Origin of the sequence: Haloarcula sp. S1AR25-4 (genome assembly GCF_031624555.1) — an archaeon.
Classification (GTDB): domain Archaea; phylum Halobacteriota; class Halobacteria; order Halobacteriales; family Haloarculaceae; genus Haloarcula; species Haloarcula pellucida.
Genome location: NZ_JAMQOR010000002.1, coordinates 775,775 through 792,018 on the forward strand (window position 1 = coordinate 775,775; position 16,244 = coordinate 792,018).

Annotated in this window: 18 protein-coding genes; 5 read left to right on the forward strand and 13 right to left on the reverse strand. The window is 67.8% G+C overall.

Features of this window, described 5'->3' with window-relative positions; all coding sequences use genetic code 11:
* Positions 1-7 precede the first annotated feature (7 nt).
* Positions 8-865, reverse strand: coding sequence for a hypothetical protein (locus tag NDI85_RS12640; RefSeq protein ID WP_310915965.1), 858 nt, complete (start codon positions 863-865; stop codon positions 8-10).
* 210 nt (positions 866-1,075) lie between these two features.
* On the opposite strand from NDI85_RS12640, the gene sufU reads away from it, so the two are divergent.
* Positions 1,076-1,504, forward strand: a complete 429-nt coding sequence (sufU, locus tag NDI85_RS12645) for a Fe-S cluster assembly sulfur transfer protein SufU (RefSeq protein WP_188995928.1) — start codon at positions 1,076-1,078, stop codon at positions 1,502-1,504.
* A gap of 326 nt (positions 1,505-1,830) precedes the next feature.
* Positions 1,831-2,598 carry a methyltransferase domain-containing protein gene (locus NDI85_RS12650; RefSeq protein WP_310915966.1) on the forward strand — a complete coding sequence of 256 codons (768 nt, stop codon included), beginning with the start codon at positions 1,831-1,833 and terminating at the stop codon, positions 2,596-2,598.
* A gap of 29 nt (positions 2,599-2,627) precedes the next feature.
* Here NDI85_RS12650 and NDI85_RS12655 read toward each other — a convergent pair whose 3' ends face one another.
* The 4 genes from NDI85_RS12655 to NDI85_RS12670 form a co-directional block, all read right to left on the reverse strand.
* A complete protein-coding gene (locus NDI85_RS12655) occupies positions 2,628-2,990 on the reverse strand; it encodes a hypothetical protein (RefSeq protein ID WP_310915967.1) in 363 nt (120 codons plus the stop codon).
* A 6-nt stretch (positions 2,991-2,996) separates the two neighbouring features.
* Entirely contained in the window at positions 2,997-4,136 is a 1,140-nt protein-coding gene (locus NDI85_RS12660; RefSeq protein WP_310915968.1) for an aromatic ring-hydroxylating dioxygenase subunit alpha, read from the reverse strand.
* Between the two features lie 87 nt (positions 4,137-4,223).
* Entirely contained in the window at positions 4,224-4,877 is a 654-nt protein-coding gene (locus tag NDI85_RS12665; protein ID WP_188995920.1) for a helix-turn-helix domain-containing protein, read from the reverse strand.
* Between the two features lie 376 nt (positions 4,878-5,253).
* Positions 5,254-7,350, reverse strand: coding sequence for a heme-binding protein (locus NDI85_RS12670; RefSeq protein WP_310915969.1), 2,097 nt, complete (start codon positions 7,348-7,350; stop codon positions 5,254-5,256).
* Between the two features lie 125 nt (positions 7,351-7,475).
* On the opposite strand from NDI85_RS12670, the gene NDI85_RS12675 reads away from it, so the two are divergent.
* Complete coding sequence (locus tag NDI85_RS12675; RefSeq protein ID WP_310915970.1) at positions 7,476-8,402, forward strand: S49 family peptidase; 927 nt, start codon at positions 7,476-7,478, stop codon at positions 8,400-8,402.
* Positions 8,403-8,404: 2 nt separating this feature from the next.
* A complete protein-coding gene (locus NDI85_RS12680) occupies positions 8,405-9,505 on the forward strand; it encodes a DUF4350 domain-containing protein (RefSeq protein WP_310915971.1) in 1,101 nt (366 codons plus the stop codon).
* A 54-nt stretch (positions 9,506-9,559) separates the two neighbouring features.
* On the opposite strand, the gene NDI85_RS12685 is transcribed toward NDI85_RS12680, so the two are convergent.
* From NDI85_RS12685 to NDI85_RS12705, 5 genes are all read right to left on the reverse strand, one after another.
* Positions 9,560-9,877 (reverse strand): DUF5783 family protein, encoded by a 318-nt coding sequence (locus NDI85_RS12685; protein WP_310915972.1) that lies wholly within the window; start codon positions 9,875-9,877, stop codon positions 9,560-9,562.
* 47 nt (positions 9,878-9,924) lie between these two features.
* The gene (locus NDI85_RS12690; protein WP_310915973.1) at positions 9,925-10,158 is read right to left on the reverse strand and encodes a hypothetical protein; all 234 of its coding nucleotides are present in this window, start codon (positions 10,156-10,158) and stop codon (positions 9,925-9,927) included.
* Positions 10,159-10,237: 79 nt separating this feature from the next.
* The gene (locus NDI85_RS12695; protein WP_310915974.1) at positions 10,238-11,698 is read right to left on the reverse strand and encodes a DHH family phosphoesterase; all 1,461 of its coding nucleotides are present in this window, start codon (positions 11,696-11,698) and stop codon (positions 10,238-10,240) included.
* A gap of 45 nt (positions 11,699-11,743) precedes the next feature.
* Positions 11,744-12,322, reverse strand: a complete 579-nt coding sequence (locus NDI85_RS12700; protein ID WP_310915975.1) for a hypothetical protein — start codon at positions 12,320-12,322, stop codon at positions 11,744-11,746.
* A 71-nt stretch (positions 12,323-12,393) separates the two neighbouring features.
* Positions 12,394-12,531 (reverse strand): hypothetical protein, encoded by a 138-nt coding sequence (locus NDI85_RS12705; protein ID WP_188995911.1) that lies wholly within the window; start codon positions 12,529-12,531, stop codon positions 12,394-12,396.
* Between the two features lie 232 nt (positions 12,532-12,763).
* Here NDI85_RS12705 and NDI85_RS12710 point away from each other — a divergent pair, with 232 nt between their 5' ends.
* A complete protein-coding gene (locus NDI85_RS12710) occupies positions 12,764-13,489 on the forward strand; it encodes a PspA/IM30 family protein (RefSeq protein WP_188995909.1) in 726 nt (241 codons plus the stop codon).
* A gap of 8 nt (positions 13,490-13,497) precedes the next feature.
* Here the strand turns inward: NDI85_RS12710 and NDI85_RS12715 are convergent, their stop codons facing one another.
* The 3 genes from NDI85_RS12715 to hemC are packed head-to-tail and all read right to left on the reverse strand — an operon-like array spanning position 13,498 to position 16,216.
* Positions 13,498-14,250 carry a uroporphyrinogen-III synthase gene (locus tag NDI85_RS12715; RefSeq protein ID WP_188995907.1) on the reverse strand — a complete coding sequence of 251 codons (753 nt, stop codon included), beginning with the start codon at positions 14,248-14,250 and terminating at the stop codon, positions 13,498-13,500.
* Positions 14,250-15,017, reverse strand: coding sequence for a uroporphyrinogen-III C-methyltransferase (gene cobA / locus NDI85_RS12720; protein WP_310915977.1), 768 nt, complete (start codon positions 15,015-15,017; stop codon positions 14,250-14,252). Before cobA ends, NDI85_RS12715 begins: the two co-directional genes overlap by 1 nt.
* Complete coding sequence (gene hemC / locus NDI85_RS12725) at positions 15,014-16,216, reverse strand: hydroxymethylbilane synthase (RefSeq protein ID WP_310915978.1); 1,203 nt, start codon at positions 16,214-16,216, stop codon at positions 15,014-15,016. Before hemC ends, cobA begins: the two co-directional genes overlap by 4 nt.
* Between the last annotated feature and the right edge of the window lie 28 nt (positions 16,217-16,244).

Below are 16,244 nucleotides of genomic sequence, written 5' to 3' on the forward strand. Positions count from 1 at the left end.
CCTGCCGTCAGGTCTCGCCCCACACCCACCGGCTTCGCTCGATGGCCTCGTCGAAACGCACCATCGACTCGTCGAACGTCTCCGTGTCGGCGTCCGCGTGTTCGACGGCGATCTGCCGAGCGTGTTCGAGTACGCCGCGTGCCTGCTCGTAGACGGCAGTCGCGCCCTCGTCGTCGGGGTGGACCCCGTCTGTCAGTCGCTCGGCCTCGGTGTGGAGCGCGTCAGCTAACTCGGCGGCGACCGATCGGAGGTGTTCGGCCAGTCGCTCGGACGGCGTATCGGCGTAGCGCGAGCGCGCGTCGTCGGCCAGCGCGAGTCGCCCCCGAATCCGCTGGGACGCCCGCAGAGGGTCCTCGTAACGGTCCGTCTCGTCACGGTACGTCTCGAGCGTCTCGCGAGCGCTGTCCAGTGCCGCCCCCATCTCGCGCCAACTCTCGGCGGTTCGCTCTATGTAGGCACCCACCGCCTCGGCGTCCCCGTCCGACGGCGAGATGGAGATGCGCTCCTCGTCGACCGTCTCGACGACGAGCGCGGATTCGAGCAGCGAGGACCGGTGTACGACAGCGTCGACCTCGGCCAGCGGCACGGCGATGTCGACCGACGAGAGGGCACCGTCGTCGGCCACGAAGAGCACGCGTCGGTCGGTCGCCAACAGGAACGACCGCCCGTCGCGTCGCGGCGCTATCGACTCTGCCCGCCCCTCGTGAATCCGCTGGATAGGGTTCAAACTCGTCAGGACGTGCGCTGCCGTCTCGTCGTCCACGAGCGTTTCTGACAGCCCGTCGACCGTCTCGTCGGTCGGTCCCCCCGGACCCTCCCCGCGAGACACCGTCCGCTTCGATGCCTCGATGATGTTCTCGAACATCCGAATATATTGCAGTCACCCCCACTATTAATTATATATGTCGGACTCCGATACCGAGATGGAGACACGGCGCCGGTCGCCGTTCGTGAGTTTCCACTGAGACGGCGGCGGGACGCCCCACAGGAGACGGCGGTCCGTCGAGGCCCGCTCTCTGTGCGAACACCTGCCTCGGAACGCTTTTCCGACGGAATGCCGTACCTGTTTCTAACAATGGGTATCGGCGGCTCAGACATGTACCGGCAGCAGATTCTCGACCACTACAAGAACCCTCGCAACACCGGCGAACTCGAGGACCCGACGTTCACACACGTGGGTGAAAACCCGATGTGCGGCGACGAGATACGAATGGACGTCGTCCTCAGCGAGGACGAAGAGACGATCGAGCGTGTCGTCTTCCGCGGTGACGGCTGTGCCATCTCACAGGCGTCGGCGTCGATGCTCACCGAGAAGCTCCACGGCATGTCCGTCGACGAACTGCAGGAACTGGACCGCGACGACGTCGTCGACATGCTCGGGGTCGACATCTCCCCGATGCGCATCAAGTGTGCCGTACTGGCCGAGAAGGTGGCACAGGACGGCGCAGAGATCTACTTCGGCGAGAAGGACCTCGACAAGACGACGACCGAAGACGACGACTGATCACAGCAGCGACGGCCGCGGCAGGAGTCGTGCCCGGCACCGCTGGCACGCGACGATACCGTAGTGGTCGAGACACTGGTGTTCTTCCCCGCAGAGTTCACATTCGAGTCGGTCGCCACGCTGTCCGTCCGACCCGAACGGGGTCGTCCGCCGTTCGCTACTCCGCCGAATTGAGGGGAGCATTCCGTGGTCGAACGTAGCGCGTGCTGGCGTATAAGTAGCCGCCCTATGCAGTGTACGGGTAGCTTCTGACCGTTCGGTCGCGTCACGAGTGGCGGTATCACGGGTCGAGAAGGTTTATCGATTCGGACTCGGTGCGTCCGTGTATGACCGACGGTAACGACTGGAACCCCGACGACTACGACGACGGCCACGGCTTCGTCTACGAGTACGGCAGTGACATGTTGGACCTGCTGGACCCGAAACCGGGTGATCGGATCCTCGACCTCGGCTGTGGGACGGGCCATTTGACGGCCGACATCGCCGACACCGGCGCCGAGACGCTCGGCATCGACGCCTCGGCGGAGATGGTCCGGCAGGCCCACGAGGCCTACCCATCGCTCGACTTCGAGCAGGCCGACGCCCGAGCGTACGCGCCAGCGGGGTCGTTCGACGCCGTCTTCTCGAATGCGGCACTCCATTGGATTCCCGGGACAGACCACGATGCCGTGCTGTCGACCGTCGCCGACGCGCTGACCGCCGACGGCCGGTTCGTCGCGGAGTTCGGCGGCCGCGGAAACGTCCGGCACATCACCGACGCGCTCGAAGCCGAACTCGCCGAGCGTGGCTACGAGGTGGACCACCCGTGGTACTTCCCGAGTATCGGCGAGTACGCGTCGCGACTCGAGTCCGCCGGGTTCGAGGTGCGGTTCGCACGGCTGTTCGACCGGCCGACGGAGCTAGACGGCGGCGAGGACGGCCTCCGTGAGTGGGTCGGGATGTTCGGTGACGAGTTCTTCGAGAACGTCACGGCCGAGGAGCGCGAGCGAGTGCTGGACGCGGTCGAAGACCGGTTGCGGGGCGAGTTGTTCGACGCCGACAGCGAGACGTGGACCGCGGACTACCGGCGACTTCGGTTCGTCGCCACGAAGTGACCGCACACGGCGAGGCGACGACCGCTGGGTCAGACCGGGCGGAGGTGGTCGTCGCGGGGTTCCCAGAGCGCCCCGGCCATCCGCAGTTCGGACAACGTATCGAGCGTCTCGCCGACGGTCCACCCCTGTTTGCTCGTCGCCGCGGCGACGATGCCGACGGGGATACCTCGTTCGAAGTACTCGTCCAGCGCGGCGAGGACGGGACTGAGGCCACCGTCGTCCGGCGCCTGCGTCACGGCGGGGTGGTCGGCGAAGACCCACGCGACGTCGCCCCCGGTGAGGCGGCGTCGGCGGCGGTAGAACTCGACGACGTCGTTGGCCGTCGAGGCCTCGATGCGTTCGCCGGTCTTCGTACACCGCGCGATGAACGGGACGGAGTCCTGTTGGCTCATGTCTTCTCAGGCCTCGTAGGCTTCCTGTGCCAGCCGGTGGAGTTTGTGGACGGTGTGTTCGTTCGGCCCGAGTTGGGCTTGTGCCAGCGCCCCCGACTCGAGCCCCTCGTACTGGCGTTCGACGAGTTCGAAGTCCTCCTCCTGTAGTTGGCGACTCGTCTGGACGAACTCGCGTTCGTCCTCGGACATCTCGGCGGACTCGAAGTAGTAGTCGGCGACGAGTTGGAACCGCCCCTCGTCGATGGGGTCGACGATGTACGTGCCGTAGCCGTCGGCGGTCCCGTACATGTTCACCGTGAAGTTCGGCCAGAAGTAGTAGAACGTCGCCTCGTGTTCGTCGTGGATGCGCATCTCGTCGTCGACGTCCTCGGCGTGAGTGTAGTGCAGAACCCAGTAGTAGTCGTTGACCTCGAGTTCGGAGTCGTTCAGTTCGACGCCGGAGATCCAGTCCTGGTGGTTGGCGTGGCAGTGGTCACACTCGGAGTAGTTGCCGGCGAACGTCTTCCAGTTGCACTCGACTTCGGAGACGTAGCGGGCGGCGTGTTCGTACTCGCCGAGCGGCAGGGCCTCCAGTTCGTCTTTCAGCGTGCCGGCTTGTTCGGCCAGCGGCATCGGGTCCTCGGCGAAGTTGAGGAAGACCAGCGGGCCGATGCGGTCCGTCTCGACCTCTCGGAGGCCGTTCGCCTCCGGGTCGAGTCCACACACGTCCGCGTCGGCTAAGTCGGGGTTGAGGCCGGCCTCCTCGAAGCTCTTTGGCGTGCTCGTGAGGTCGCCGTCGAGGTCGTAGGTCCACATGTGGTACGGACACCGGATGCGACCCATGTTTCCGGGGTCGGTCATCGGCGTGTCCTCGACCATCTTCGAGCCACGATGTGCACAGACGTTGAAGAACGCACGTACCTCGCCCTCGCCGTCCCGAACGACGATGACCTGTCTGTCCCCGACCGTCCGGGTGAAGTACGCCCCCTGCTCCTGTATCGCGTTGGCGTGGCCGGCGTAGACCCAGTACTCGCCGAATATCTTGTCTTTCTCCATCTCGTGGACTGCGGGGTCGGTGAAGTACCGCGCCGGGAGCGCGTTCGCCTCGTCGGTGATGTCGGGACTGACGGCCTCTACCTCGTCGTTCGTGGTGTTCCACCGCGTCATACGTCGAATCATATGCCCAACAGCCCCATGGGACTTCACCACAGATGACACGCCATTTAAGTACCACACGGCGTCGGCGGGCCGCGCTCACTCGTCGAGGAGGACGTCTTCGACGAGTTGTCGCGTCCCTCGACGGAGGCGACCGCCGACGGCGGTCGGACAGATGCCGAGACGGTCGGCCAATTCGGCCTGTGTCGTCTCGCGTGGCTCCTCGAAGTACCCGCGCCGATACGCTTCGGTCAGCGCACGTCGCTGTTCCTCACTGACGGCCGTCACAGCGGTGTCGGTCATCCCGTGCTGGTCGTAGACGCGGATCAGCTCGAAGGCGATTCCCTCCGACCGGCAGTACTCCCAGAGTTCGGCGATGGCCTCCCGGTCGGGCAGTTGCAACCGGAGTCGCCACCCGGCGTCGGCCGTCCGCGCCTCCAGTACTAGCCCGCCCAGTTCCGTGACCTTCGGGGAGAGGAGTTGCGTCTCCGAGCGGTGTGTGAACCGATACAATCGGGCGCTATCGGACTCGGAGACGACCATCGCCTCGGCGACCGTCTCGTCCCGTTCGACGGCCGCGTCGAAGCGGTCGAACTCGCCCGACTCGCTCCGGACCAGAAAGAAGAACATCGACGTCTCGGGGTCGGTCATCGAGTTCGTTACGACGCGTACGTCTACCGACGGCACCCGCTCGATGGCGGGCGCCAGCGTCAGCCTCTCGTGTTCGATTCGGATGGCAGCAATCAGGCACATGTGACACTCCACGCGGCTGGGTGGTGTAGCGAGACAGGCGACGCACGGCCGTCACCCCGCCACAGCGGCCGCCTCGTCGGGTCGAACGAACCACACCTGCCGAGACGGTTCCCGCTCTGACCGGTCGAACGTCCGGATCCGACGCGACAGGTGTGGTTTGCGTTCACATAGACAGCGAGACGACCGGTTCGTGAATCACTCTTCAGACGTATTATTTCAGGCCTTTATACCGACCGCCGGAGTCGTCGGCGCGGACACCCGACCGGGGCGTCGCTCGTCGTCGCGCCGAACCGAAAGACGTCGTCGTACTCGGCGGCCGAGACCCCCAAATCGCGCCGGAGCGCGGATAGCGGCTCGAACGGCGACTCGTCGGGGCTCAGGCCAGAAAGACGTGTCGCGGCCGGTCGGCCAGCACGTCCCGTCCCCAACTGACGGTATCGGAGAAGGCGTCCGAGCGGAAGAACGCCATCGCGTCCTCCTTGCTGTCCCACTGACTGGCGATGAACATGTCGTTCCCGTCGTCGCGGTTGGCGAGCAGCGCCGTCTCGCGGTGGCCGTCCATGTCCGCCAACAGGCCGCCGACGGTGTCGAACTTCTCGACGAAGTCCTCGCGGTGTTCGGGTTTGACGGTGTAGAACATCCCCATCGTCCCGAACCCGTCGCTCTCGCCCTGCCGACGGACGACGTCGGGCAGGTCCGTGAGGTACTCACTGGCCGTCTCGGCGGCGTCTTCGGTGTCCCACAGCGAGGCGACGGCCGTGGTGTCGGCTCGCGGCTCGTCGCCGCTCGTATCCGAGGCGCTACGCACCTCGCTGTCCATGTACACCGTCGTCCGAACGTGGGTGTCGTAGCGGTCGAAGGCGCTCCGGAGGTCCGCCACCTCGTCGGCCAGTTCGTCGGGGTCGGCCTCGGAGTAGACGACCAGCGCGTAGACGTCCTCGCCGTGTGGCTGGCCGGCGTAGACACCCTCGGCTTCGAGTTGCTCGCGGATGGACTGGGAGGACGCCGCGGCCTGTTCGTGGTCCCCGCCGTCGTCCGCGGCGTCGCCCTCTCCCAACTGGCCGCCGAGTCGCTCCTCGACGCCCGCTAAGTCACCGAGGAACCCGGCGGCCGTCTCGGCGGCTTCCTTCGCCGTCCAGATGCTGACGACGTAGGTCTGGCCGCTCTGGGCGCGGACCGTCGTCGTGACGTGGCGGTCGTAGTGGTCGAAGCTCTCGCCGAGGTCCTCCACGTCGTCGACGATGTCCTCGGCGTCCGCCGAGGAGTGAAAGACCAGCGCGAAGTCGCCCGCGTCGTAGGCCTCGCCCTCGTGGAGGCCGAGACGGCCGACTCGCTGGGCGGCGTCGTCTATCTCCTCGAAGTCGCCCGAGACGTCCGGCCGGCCGCCGCTGTGACCCGAGTCGTCGTCCTCGTCGCTCGTCGGATGGTCGGCGTCGGCGCTCTCGCCGCCGTGTGGGTGGTCGCCCTCGCTCGCGCTCCCGGGATGGGCGCCGCCGTGGTCCTCGGCGTCCCCGGCGTGGGCGTGCCCGCCGCCCTCAGCGTGCGCGTCGGGCCGTCCTTGCCCGCCGCCCTCGGCGTGCGCGTCGGGCCGTCCCTGCCCGCCGCCCTCGGCGTGCGCGTCGGGCCGCCCCTGCCCGCCGCCCTCGGCGTGTGCGACCGCCTCCGCCGTGACGGAGTCCGCACCCGTGGGGACTCGCTGACCGGCGAGGACGGCCGGGAGGTCCGTCGGGTCGAAGCGCCGCCCGACGTAGAACGGCCCGAACTCGGCGAACTTCGAGGTGGAGGGGTCGAAGCGCATCTCGGTCAACAGTTCCTTGATGTTGGTCATGTGTTCACTCCAGAGAGTGATACCCCACTCCCAGTCGTCGAAGCCGATAGACCCGCAGATCATCTGGTTCACGTCGCCGCCGTAGCCCCGGCCGATGTCGCCGTGACGCTTGATGTGGGCGGCACGCTCCTCGAAGGACGTGTCGTACCAGTTCTGCTCTGGGTCCCGGCGCTTGCTCATCGGGTAGAAACAGACGAACTCCTCGTCGGGTACCTCGGGGTGGAGACGGGCCTGAATGTACTGTGCGAGGCCGGAGTCGTCGTCGACGTCGCCGTCGAAGTACTCGCGGGACTTCTCGGTGTACCCCGAGGCCTCGGTCACCGAGACGTAGGAGTACTCACGTTCGGTGAACTGTGCGAACTCCGTCTGCTCGAAGTGTCGCTCGGCGGCGTCTAAGTCGCCCATCGTCGGCCGGAGGTGTAGAATCATGATGTCGGCCTTGTGGCCCAACACGGTGTAGACGGCCGTCTGGCCCTCCTCAGCGTCTTCGATGGCCTCGTACGCGGCGAGGAAGTCGATGCCCTCAGAGAGCGCGCGGTCACGGACTCGCTGGGGGGCCTCCCGCCAGGCGTCCCAGTCGATGCGCCGACAGTCGTGCAGCACGTACCAGCCCTCTTCGGTCTCCGGGGGCTTCCGTTGGTCCATATCGGCGGGTTACAGTTCGACAGTAAGGAAACTTCCCATCTCCTCGCCGGGCGAACCGACTGCTGGCTCTGTAGTTCAGGCCGCCCTTTTATTAGGTAGTCGCTGCAGCGGATAAATGTGGTCCCATGAACAACCCAATCGATAGACGGGTCGCGACTGCCCTCCGTTCGTACACGGTCCTCGCGGTCGTCGCCCTCCTCGTCGCCGCCGCGATCGTTCCGTACGCGGCGTCGGTCGCAGCGACCGACGAGCAGTACGTCGCGGTCGTGAACGTCGACGAGACGATCACCAGTTCGAGCGCACAGAGCACCATCCAGGAGCTCCGCGCGCTCCGGAGCAACGAATCGGTCAAAGCGGTCGTCTTGCGGGTGTCTAGCCCCGGCGGGAGCGCCGCCGCCAGCGAGTCGATGTACCTCGCGGTCAAGCGCCTCGCGGCCGAGAAGCCGGTGTACACTAGCGTCGGCCAGTACGCCGCCTCGGGCGCGTACTACACCTCGATCCCGAGCGACCGCATCTACGTGACGCCGGCGAGCCTCGTCGGCCACGTGGGCGTCATCGGAACCGTCCCCGGCGACGGGCTGAGTTCCGTCGCGACGACCGGGCCGGATAAGGCCCACCGCGGCATGACGCGCGATCAGTACTTCGCCAGCCTCGAATCGATGAAGCGCTCGTTCGTCGGTGCGGTCATGACCGAGCGCGGTGACCGGCTGAACGTCTCCCGTCAGACGGTCGCGGAGGCGTCGGCCTACACCGGCGGACGCGCGGTCCAGACCGGCTACGCCGACGAGATCGGCGGCCTGGAAACCGCCATCGCGGGCGCGGCAGAGGCCGCTGGCCTCTCGGAGTATCAGGTCACGTACCGCAACCCCGCACAGCCCCAGGGCCTGTTTCTTCTCGCCGGCTCGAACGGGGCCAGCCAGAACGCCACCGTCGCCGCCGAGCGCGCCCCCTACACGTTCCGCGGCGTCGACTCGGTCCACTTCCTCATGATCTACGGAACCCCGGAGGACCAGCAGGTGCTCTACAACAGTAGCGAGACGGGGGATGCCTGACGATGGCACTCACCGGAACGGTCGCCCGCGTCGGCTTCTTCGCCGCCGTGGTCGTCGTCGCCGCCGTCGTCGGGACGGTACTGGTCGGCTCCGGCGGTCAGTCGGCGCCCGCCGTTTCCGAGGTCGACGCCCAGTCGTTCAACAGCGACGGGGCCGTCGCCACCGCGCCCGCCGAGAACGGGACGCTCTCGATGTCGGCCGGCGCCGAAGGGAAGGTCGTCGTCATCGACACTGCCCACTCGGCGAGCATCGATCGTGAAGAGCTCTCGCCGCTCGTCTCGACGCTGACCGAGAACGGCGCGACGGTGCGCTACCACGTCGGCGAGCGTCAGGGCGGCCGGCCGCTGAACGCCTCGCTGCGCTCGGCCGACGCCCTCGTCGTCATCGGCGCACAGCAGCACTACACCGAGAGCCAACTGGACGGGCTGTCGGCGTTCACCGACGCCGGCGGCCGCGTCCTGTTGCTGAACGAGCCGTCACAGGCGCCCTCGTCGGGTCTGGGAATCCAGATCTCGATGGGGAACGAGGGGGTGACCAGCCCGATGGCCCCGCTCGCGAGTCAGTACGGCCTCGCCTACGAGAACGGCTACCTGTACAACATGCACGAGTACGACACTAACTACCGGAGCGTCTACGCGACGCCGGCCGGCGACTCGGCGCTCACCGACGGCGTCGACCGCACGGTGTTCTACGCCGCCATCCCCGTCCGCGGCGGCGAGCAGGCCGTCACGGCCACCGAGCGAACCAAGCTCTCACAGACCAGACGACAGGGGACCTACGGCGTCGTCGCCCGGTCCGGTCCCGTGGTCGCCGTCGGCGACACGAACGTCATCAGTCAAGAGTACCTCTACCGCGCCGACAACGAGGAACTGGTCGGGAATCTGCTCGACTTCCTCGTCTCCGGCCAGAAGTCGCCCGCGGACGCGCCACAGTCGGCCGGGCCGTCGCAGTCCGGCCCCGGCGCAACCGTCCCCGGGAGTGGCGGCACGACCATCGGCGGCGGCGCGCCGGCCCCGCAGCCCGAATCGACGGCCACGCCCGAATCGACGGCCACGCCCGAATCGACGGCCACGCCCGAATCGACGGCCACGCCCGACGAGTAAGTACGCCACCCCGTTTTTTCCGACGCCACATCCTCCGACAGCGCCGCCAGTCACTCAGTCGTCCAATCCGAACACACGACGCAGTTCGGTCTCGATCTCTTCGACGTACGTCGAGAGCACCGCGTCGAACTTCTCGTCGTCGACGACGATGGCGGTCAGGCGCTCCTGTGGGTCCTCGGGCAGTTCCACGTAGAACCCGTCCTCGTCGTAGAACGGTTCGGACTCGTTGAGAATCTGCTGGTCGATGGCGTGGACCAGCTCCGAGTCGTAGGTATCGTTCATCCGCTCGAACGCGTTCTTGTACGCCTTCTGCAGTTCCGGGAAGTAGTTTGCGTACTTGTCCTCGAACTGCTCGGGGTCGAACTCCGTCATTGGCGAGGACGAGGGCGGCCGAGGATAAAGGTGGCCCGGACTCGCTTTCAGGACCGCATCGACCGGGCGTCTTTCTTTGGCAGATAGACGACGAGATACGCGACGAACGCGATGCCGAACAGACCGCCCAAGACGAGATACACCCGGACGTCGAGCGTCACGAGGACGGCGAGAATCTCTTCGAGGGTCGCTCGCGGGTCCGCGAAGCCGAACGTCTCCGTGTAGGCCAGCAAGCCGGCGAGGACGACCAACGCGAGATCGAACAGTTCACGCGAGTCCATTCGTCTCCTCATCTGACAGCGGGCCGTATAGCTCTTATTGCCCGTGGCGTCGGTGAGACAGGGCCACACAGCTCTCGTCTCAGTCCAGTTGCCCGGCGACGACGTCGTCGGCCGCCTCGATGAAGGCCGCCTCCTCGCCGGCCGGGATGGTCGCGCCGGCGGCGATGTCGTGACCGCCGCCGTCGCCGCCGACGGACTGGGCGGCCTCCCGCATCACCACCGAGAGGTCGACGCCGCGGCCGACGAGGGGGCCGGTCGCCCGCGAGGACACCTTCGTCTCGCCGTCGGCGTCGGCGAAGGCGACGATGGGTTTGTCCGGGTCGACGCCGTCCGTGCCGAGGGCCATCCCCGCGACGATGCCGACGATGGTCTCACGGATGGCGTCGCCGGCCTCGAAGTACTGGACGTGCTCCGAGCGGGTGACGCCGCGCTCTTTGACCAAATCGAGGCCCTCCGAGAGGTTCCGGCGGTGGTTCGAAAGCAGTGTGCGGGCCTGTTCGAGCGGTGCCTCCCGGTCGCCGAGACAGACCGCCAGCCCCACGTCGGCCCGTTCGTAGCGGGCGGTGGCGTTCAACAGCGTGGAGAACTCGCTGGCGTCCCGGAGTTCGGTGCCGGTCGGTTCGGTCGTGAGCGTGTACGTCGTCCCGACGAGCGACTGTATCTTGTCGGCGGGGACGCCGCGCGTGACCGCTCGCTGGACGAGCGCACTGGCGACGGTCTGGCGCTCGTCGTCGGAGAGGTCGGCCCACGTCCGCCACTCGCCGTGGCGTTTCAGGTCCAGTCCGAGGTCTTCGAGGAACTTCGTGGCGCCGGCTTGGTCGTTCGAGATGCCCGGAATCGGAACCTCGGTGGCGTACTCAAGCAGTTTCGGGAGCGGTCGAGTCTGCTTGCCGTACAGCGAGAGGTCGGTCCCTTCCTCCAGAACGTCGGCGGCGATACCCTCCTCGACGACCCCCTCGTTGGCGCCGACGAGTTCGCCCCCGACGGCCTGCATGTCGCCGACGGCGCCCACCACCGCGAGCGCCGCGAGGTCACGGTTGTCGCCGTCATCGGGTTCGAGGGCGCGGGCGAGGACGTACGCCGCGCCCGCGCCGGACAGCTCCGAGGCTCCGTCGAGGCCCACGAGCAGGGGGTTACAGTGGTAGTCGAAGTCGGCGTAGCCGTCCGTCTCGACCACGGCGTCGGCGTTGCAGTCTTCGGGCGCCGAGGGCTGGTGATGGTCGGCGACGACGGCCTCGAAGTCCCCCGCGGCGACGTGGTCGGAGATGACGTCCAGTTGGCCGGAGCCGAAGTCGGTGAACAGCACCGTCTCGTACTCGCGGGCGGCGATGCTGGCTATCTCGTCGGCGTCGAGTTGCTTCTTGAACACCGTCTCGACGGGGATGCCGGCCCGCGACAGCGCCGCAGTGGCGATAGCGGCGCTGGTCAGGCCGTCCGCGTCGATGTGGGAGGCCAACAGTACGCGGTCGGCCGCCCGTAGCCGGTCGGCAGACGCAGTCGCGCGGTCGGCCAGCGCTGGAACGGGGCCGGATGTACTCATCGTGCCGGGGTAGGCGCGCCCCGGGATAAAAACCTTCAGTCGTCGTCAGGCGACCGTCCGCTGGCGGTAGAACGTCATCGCTTTGTCGTCGTACTCGACGGTCGTCTCGATGGTGACGTAGCCGTCGGCGCGTTCGATGGCCAGCGCCTGCCCGAGCGAGAGGTCGACGCGCTGTGTCGTGGTGTAGGACTCCCCGGCGTCGAGGGCACCGACCCACTCGTAGCCGGACCAGACGACGCTCCCGTCGGTTCCCTGACCGGCGTAGATAGTGGCGGTGACGCCGACGTCCGAGGACGCCCGTGGCTGTGCGTTACGGAGCGTCGAGGTCACGTCGCGGCAGGTTCGCCCGCACTCCGTTATCCGGTCGATTCCGAGCGTGAACGGCGGCGGTCCCTCGGTGGGCGTGGCCCGGGGCGGACCGTCCGGTTCCGATGGGGCGGCCGTCCCGTCGTCGAGTCCGAACGGGCCGACACCGAGGAGAAGCGCCGCTCCCGCGCCGACGAGGAGGAGGGCGAGGATACCGACGACGACGCCGACCCGCCTGTCGGCGACGGCCGCGAGGCGTCCGTCGGCCACAGTCAGACCGACACTCCCGTCGGTCGTCGGGTGGACGGACGGTTGCACGCCCCACGCGGGACGTGATACGTTGGCATACAGCTGGTACGCAGCGGTGGAAGATAAACCCGCCAGTCGAGTCAGGCGACCTGTCGCTGTTCGGTGAACGTCACGGTCCGGTCGTCGGTCACGTCCGTCGCGGGCGCCGCCGCGGCGCCGGTCAGGAGCGTCAGTATCGCCACGAGCACGCCGGCCGTTCGGCGCAGTTGTCGCGTCATCTGTATCCGGCCGTTGCGACGCTGCCACTATCAAGGGGATCGACGGTGAGCGCAGAGTACCCCGAATTAGCGCCTCTTTCGCCGACGTAACTCGGTCTAACGATCGGGAGACGGACAGACCCGCCATCCCCGCCGATGGTGTTATCTCGCTGTCACTCGTAGGCACCTGCATGTTCTCCACCGGACCTGCTATCGCGGCCCGACGAACCGAGACCACCGACGAGGTGGCACGATGAGTCTCCTCGGTCGCATCGGCTTCGCCATCCGCGCGAAACTGAACGCCCTGCTGAACCGGGCCTCGGATCCCTCGGCCGAACTGGACTACTCCTACGAGGAGTTGCGCGACGAACTCCAGCGGGTGACCCGCGGCATCGCCGACGTGACCACCCAGAAGAAGCGACTGGAGATTCACCGCCGCCGACTGCGCGAGAACGTCGAGAAGTACGACGGACAGGCCCGCGAGGCGATGCGACAGGAGCGAGACGACCTCGCGCGCCGTGCGCTGGAGAAGAAACAGACTCACGTCGAGCAGATAACCGACCTCACCGACCAGATAGACAGCCTGCAGGAGACTCAGGACCGCCTCGTGGGCAAGCGCGCGGAACTGTCCAGCCAGATAGAGCAGTTCCGCACGCGCAAGGAGACGATGAAGGCCCGCTACGAGGCCGCCGAGGCGTCGGCCCGCGTCTCCGAGGCCTTCACCGGCGTCGGCGACACGATGGCGGACGTGAACCGGTCCATCGAGCGCGCGACCGAGCGCACCGAACGCATGGAGGCCCGCGCCGCCGCCCTCGAAGAACTGGAGGAGAGCGGTCAACTGGAGTCCGTGCTCGAAGAGGGCGACGACATCGACCGGGAACTAGACCGCATCTCGAACGAACGCGCCGTCGAGTACGAACTGGAGACGCTTCGCGAGGAGATGGAAGCCGACGAGCAGGCCGCGGAGACGGCCGACTGAGACACGCGTCAGTCGTGGTAGGTCGGGGCCGCCGTCTCTACCACGTCGCAGGCCAGCGTCTCGAAGTCGGCCCGTTCGGGCACGACGTCGACGGAGATGCCGGCGTTCTCCGCCGTTTCCTTCGTAGGATTTCCGATGGCACCGACCGTCGCCTCGCGCAGGCCCTCGATAGCCTCGTCGCGGACCCCGCGGTCGGCGGCCGCCGCGAGGAAGTGCCGGACGGTGAGCGAGGACGTAAAGAGCGCGGCGTCCAGTTCGCCGTCGGCGGCGAGTTCGGCGGACTCGCCGGACTCCGGCGGCCGGACGAGGCGGTACAGCACCGTCTCGTGGACGTACGCGCCGGCCGCTTCGAGGCCGTCGGTCAGGACCGGTGAGCCGTGGTCCGAGCGGGCCACCTCGACGCGCGACCCGGCCACCTCGGCTTCCAGCGCCTCGACCAGCCCCGTCGAGGAGTACTCCTCGGGGACGACGGCGACCGTGTAGCCGGCCTCGCGGAGCGCCGCCGCGGTGGCCTCGCCGATGGCACACACCGTCGCCGTGCCGGGGTCCCAGTCTCCGCCAGCGGCGAGTTCGACGCCGGTCTTGCTCGTCAGCACCACGTAGTCGGCGTCCCCGCGTGGCACCCTGTCGGTGGGTTCGACGGCGAGCATCGGGTCGGCGACGGGGTCGGCCCCCAGCGACTCCAGCAGTTCGACGGCCGCCGCCAGTCGCTCGTCGTCGGGGCGGAACGCCGCGACCCGGAGGCGTGGTTCCTCGCGCATCAGGCCCCCTCCAGGAATTCGAGGACGCGGTCACGCTCGCCCGCGACGTCGCCGATGACGGTGATGGCCGGCGGTTCGATACCCTCGCTGTCGCGCACGTCGACGATGGTGTCGAGGGTGCCGGTTGCGACGCGCTGGTCGGGCCACGTCGCTCGCTCGATGAGCGCCACCGGGGTTTCGGGGTCCATCCCCGCCTTCCGGAGTTCGGCGGTGTAGCCCGGCAGTTTCCCGACGCCCATCAGGACGACGATGGTGCCGCCGGTGTCGGCGAGCGCCGCCCAGTCGACGGCCGACTCCTCTTTCGTCGGGTCCTCGTGGCCCGTGACGAAGGAGACCGAGGAGACGTAATCGCGGTGCGTAACGGGAATACCGGCCGCCTCCGGCCCGGCGATGGCGCTGGTGATGCCCGGGACGACTTCGAACGGAATCTCGTTCTGTGCGAGGTGGACCATCTCCTCGCCGCCGCGGCCGAACACCGTCGGGTCGCCGCCCTTCAGGCGGACGACGGTCTTGCCCTCCCGAGCGAGTTCGACCAGCCGGGCGTTCGTGTACTCCTGTGGCGTCCACTCGCCGCCGGCCCGCTTGCCGACGTCCTCTCGTTTCTCCTCGGGAATCTGGCCGAGAATCTCGGGGCCGGGGAGTTTGTCGTGGAGGACGACGTCGGCCGTTTCGAGGAGGCGCTTTGCTTTCACCGTCAGGAGGTCCGGGTCGCCGGGACCCGACCCGACGAGGTAGACTTTGCCGACCGACCCGTCGGCATCGGTCATGCCTCGTCCTCCTCACGAGCGGTTGCGGCGTCGTCGTCGGCCGCGCCGGCGTCCCGTTTGGCCTCGGCGATGAGGTCTGCGGCGCCCCGGTCGGCCAGTTCCGCGGCGAGATCGACGGCGGCGTCGATATGGCGTTCGACGGGGAGGTCACGGCCGACCCGGACTTCCTCGTCGCCGTCCCGGGAGAGGACGCGGACGTTCGTGTGGACGACCCCGCCCTCCAGCGTCGCGTACACGCCGATAGGGGCGACACAGCCACCGCCGAGTTCCGCGAGGATGGTCCGCTCGACGGTCGTCTCGACACGGGTCTGCGGGTCGTCGATGCGGTCGCTGATGTCCGCGGCGAGGTCGCCGTCGACGGCCGTCACCGCGAGCGCACCCTGTCCGGGCGCCGGAACGAACGTATCGAGCGGGAGGTCGCTCGTCCCGACGTGGTGCGTCAGTCCGGCGCGGTCGAGGCCGGCCTTCGCGAGGACGATGGCGTCGTACTCGGTGTCGGGATCCCGCTCCATGGCGCGGCGTTCGAGTTCGGCGAGCCCGTCGAACCACGCCTCCACGTCCTCGTCGTAGGGGAACTCGTAGTCGTCGTCCTCGTCGGACGGGTCGCTTCCCTCCCCGTCCGATTTTTCCGAGGCCCGTTGGGCCTCGCCACCCGCGTGCTCCTTGCGTTCCTGTTCGGCCTCGTGGCGCTCCTGGTGTTCGCGCTGAAGCGACGGCGCCAGCAGTTTCTCGACGCGGGTGTCGACGTTACCCCGGAGCGGTTCGACGGTGAGGTCCGGGCGCTCGGCGAGCAACTGGGCGCGCCGGCGGAGACTCGACGTGCCGACGGTCGCGCCCTCGGGCAGGTCGGCGAGGTCACTCCCGTCGGGAGTCACGAGGACGTCGCCCGGTGCGGCCCGTTCGGGGACGGCGGCGACCACGAGATCGTCGGGTCGCTCCGTCGGCATGTCCTTCATCGAGTGGACCGCCGCGTCCAGTTCCCCCGCGATGACCTTCTCGTCGAGGCTCCGGACGAACGCCCCCGTCTTCCCCAGTCGGTGGATGAGTTCGTCGCGTATCTGGTCGCCCGTGGTCTCGACTTCGGTGAGTTCGACGGAGAGCCGCCGTCCCGAGAGGAGGTCCCGGACCGTCGCCGCCTGTCGCAGCGCGAGGTCCGATCCCCGCGTCGCCAGCTGCAGTGTGTCCGCGCGCGTAGTCATGTGCTACACTTCGATGGGCCGGTGTGAA

What these genes read in the sequence shown, in the direction of transcription:
- NDI85_RS12640 (WP_310915965.1), bottom strand. Translation starts at nt 865, where the DNA reads ATGTTCGAGAACATCATCGAGGCATCGAAGCGGACGGTGTCTCGCGGG.
- sufU (WP_188995928.1), top strand. Translation starts at nt 1,076, where the DNA reads ATGGGTATCGGCGGCTCAGACATGTACCGGCAGCAGATTCTCGACCAC.
- NDI85_RS12650 (WP_310915966.1), top strand. Translation starts at nt 1,831, where the DNA reads ATGACCGACGGTAACGACTGGAACCCCGACGACTACGACGACGGCCAC.
- NDI85_RS12655 (WP_310915967.1), bottom strand. Translation starts at nt 2,990, where the DNA reads ATGAGCCAACAGGACTCCGTCCCGTTCATCGCGCGGTGTACGAAGACC.
- NDI85_RS12660 (WP_310915968.1), bottom strand. Translation starts at nt 4,136, where the DNA reads ATGACGCGGTGGAACACCACGAACGACGAGGTAGAGGCCGTCAGTCCC.
- NDI85_RS12665 (WP_188995920.1), bottom strand. Translation starts at nt 4,877, where the DNA reads ATGTGCCTGATTGCTGCCATCCGAATCGAACACGAGAGGCTGACGCTG.
- NDI85_RS12670 (WP_310915969.1), bottom strand. Translation starts at nt 7,350, where the DNA reads ATGGACCAACGGAAGCCCCCGGAGACCGAAGAGGGCTGGTACGTGCTG.
- NDI85_RS12675 (WP_310915970.1), top strand. Translation starts at nt 7,476, where the DNA reads ATGAACAACCCAATCGATAGACGGGTCGCGACTGCCCTCCGTTCGTAC.
- NDI85_RS12680 (WP_310915971.1), top strand. Translation starts at nt 8,405, where the DNA reads ATGGCACTCACCGGAACGGTCGCCCGCGTCGGCTTCTTCGCCGCCGTG.
- NDI85_RS12685 (WP_310915972.1), bottom strand. Translation starts at nt 9,877, where the DNA reads ATGACGGAGTTCGACCCCGAGCAGTTCGAGGACAAGTACGCAAACTAC.
- NDI85_RS12690 (WP_310915973.1), bottom strand. Translation starts at nt 10,158, where the DNA reads ATGGACTCGCGTGAACTGTTCGATCTCGCGTTGGTCGTCCTCGCCGGC.
- NDI85_RS12695 (WP_310915974.1), bottom strand. Translation starts at nt 11,698, where the DNA reads ATGAGTACATCCGGCCCCGTTCCAGCGCTGGCCGACCGCGCGACTGCG.
- NDI85_RS12705 (WP_188995911.1), bottom strand. Translation starts at nt 12,531, where the DNA reads ATGACGCGACAACTGCGCCGAACGGCCGGCGTGCTCGTGGCGATACTG.
- NDI85_RS12710 (WP_188995909.1), top strand. Translation starts at nt 12,764, where the DNA reads ATGAGTCTCCTCGGTCGCATCGGCTTCGCCATCCGCGCGAAACTGAAC.
- NDI85_RS12715 (WP_188995907.1), bottom strand. Translation starts at nt 14,250, where the DNA reads ATGCGCGAGGAACCACGCCTCCGGGTCGCGGCGTTCCGCCCCGACGAC.
- cobA (WP_310915977.1), bottom strand. Translation starts at nt 15,017, where the DNA reads ATGACCGATGCCGACGGGTCGGTCGGCAAAGTCTACCTCGTCGGGTCG.
- hemC (WP_310915978.1), bottom strand. Translation starts at nt 16,216, where the DNA reads ATGACTACGCGCGCGGACACACTGCAGCTGGCGACGCGGGGATCGGAC.